This is a genomic window from Streptomyces sp. TRM64462 (assembly GCF_013362995.1).
In the GTDB taxonomy this organism is placed as follows: domain Bacteria; phylum Actinomycetota; class Actinomycetes; order Streptomycetales; family Streptomycetaceae; genus Streptomyces.
The window spans coordinates 1-1,341 of record NZ_JABWDV010000153.1; the positions used below are offsets into that span (position 1 = coordinate 1).

Here is a 1,341-nt window from a genome sequence, read left to right on the forward strand (position 1 = left end):
ACCGCCCACGCTCGCAGGCCCGCTCCCCTCACCCGCGTCCCCCCGCGCAGGCGCATCCGCCGGGCCGACCATCCCGTCGGCGCCCCCGCTCGCCGCGCCCGTCGGTCCAGGCTCGGCCTCGGGGTGAGCGGGACCGGCAGGTTCCGGCCGCCCGGTGGCGGGGCCGGCCGGCGGGCAGGGAGGCGGGGTGGTGGCCCGCTGCCCGTGCGGGCGGTGACCGGCGGGTCCTATTGCTCCAGTGTTCGGCGTCCGGCCGGTGGTGTCGGTGCTCGCCGGTGGGGTGGCCAGGGCCGCCGACAGCGCTGCCGGGCTGGGGGGTTTGCGGTCGGTGCCCAGGAGGGCCGAGGTGATGAGCGCTTCCCACACGGTCGTCGTCATGGTGTCTCCAGTCAGGTGAGCGGGACCGTGCCCGGTGTGTCCGGGGACCAGGCGGCCAGCGGCGTGAAGCCCCGGTGGCCGCACTCGCCGAAGACGGTGACCGGCGCGCCGCCGGACACCGCGGCCAGGCGCCACAGGCCCGGGCGGCCGAGAGCGGTGCGGGTCACCGGAAGGGCCTCGCGGCCGTCGGCGTCGGCCAGTTGCCAGCCGCCCTCCGTCGGGACCGGCACCACGTCCCGCAGCGTCACCGGCCAGGCGTCCAGCCACGGGTCGTCGCGCAGCGCGAGCCCGTACGCCGTGAGCGCGTCGCCCACCGAACCGCCCGGCGGCGGCGCCTCCGCAGGCACCGGCGCCGCGAACCGCTCGCCCAGCTCCACCCGCAGCTGCCCGGCCCCCGCGTGCGGCGTGACCTCCGCGTCGATCACCGTGCCCACGGGCAGCGCCGGCTCCGGCGCCCGGCCCGCCGCGCCGAAGGACAGCAACAGGGCCGTGCGCCCCGTCCCGTACCCGTACAGCCATATGCGGCGCGTCGTCAGTTTGCCGTCGGACGTGTCGTACTGGGCGAGCGTCAGCCAGCAGTCCCGGATCGCCGGGCCCTCCGCGGACGCGGGCAGCCCGACCCGCGTGCGGACCGTCGCGGCCAGCGGCCCGGGCAGCCCGTCCACGCCGAGCCAGGCCCGGTCGAGGAGGTGCGTCAGGGCGCTCTCCTCCAGGAGCCGCACCGGCCAGCCGGGCCCCGAGCCCGGTATCGCCCCGAGCTCGCGCACCCTGGCCGCCAGCCCCGGCGCCTGCGCGTCGACCATGCGGCGTGCCGTCTCCTCCCACAGCCCGTACCCCGCCTGGTCCGCGGCCGCCAGACCCCCGCGCAGCAGGTCCGCGAGCCGCTGCTCCAGCTCCTCCGCGCCCGCCGTGATCCGCGCCGCCCGGTGCGCGGCCCTGCGGCGCGCCGCCTCGCCGCCGGCC

The 1,341-nt window shown here is 79.1% G+C and carries 1 protein-coding gene; it reads right to left on the bottom strand.

The window, feature by feature from the left end:
• Positions 1 to 389 precede the first annotated feature (389 nt).
• On the bottom strand, positions 390 to 1,341 hold a 952-nt coding region (locus HTZ82_RS07040), incomplete at its 5' end, for an SWIM zinc finger family protein (protein ID WP_175408423.1).